A 312-nucleotide genomic window follows, 5' to 3' on the forward strand; every position below is an offset into this window, starting at 1 on the left:
TATACACGTCCGATCTTCTTCCTGACGGCAGCTTAACAGGAGCGAAACTGGCAAAGGGAGCGGTGAACGGACAGCATCTGCAGCCTGATAGCATAACTGGCGGGCACCTGGCCGAGCAAAGCGTGGAAGAGCGGCATGTAAGACCCGGTAGTATCACCCTTGAGCATCTGGCGAAGGAGGTATACACGTCTGATCTTCTTCCTGACGGCAGCTTAACAGGAGCGAAACTGGCAAAGGGAGCGGTGAACGGACAGCATCTGCAGCCTGATAGCATAACTGGCGGGCACCTGGCCGAGCAAAGTGTGGAAGAGC

General features: G+C 56.1%; 1 pseudogene. It reads left to right on the forward strand.

Annotation, left to right across the window (positions count from 1 at the left end):
- A pseudogene (locus HPT30_RS00520) lies at positions 1 to 312 on the forward strand (hypothetical protein); the annotation flags it as partial.

Origin of the sequence: Paenibacillus agri (assembly GCF_013359945.1) — a bacterium.
Lineage (GTDB): Bacteria > Bacillota > Bacilli > Paenibacillales > Paenibacillaceae > Paenibacillus_AQ > Paenibacillus_AQ agri.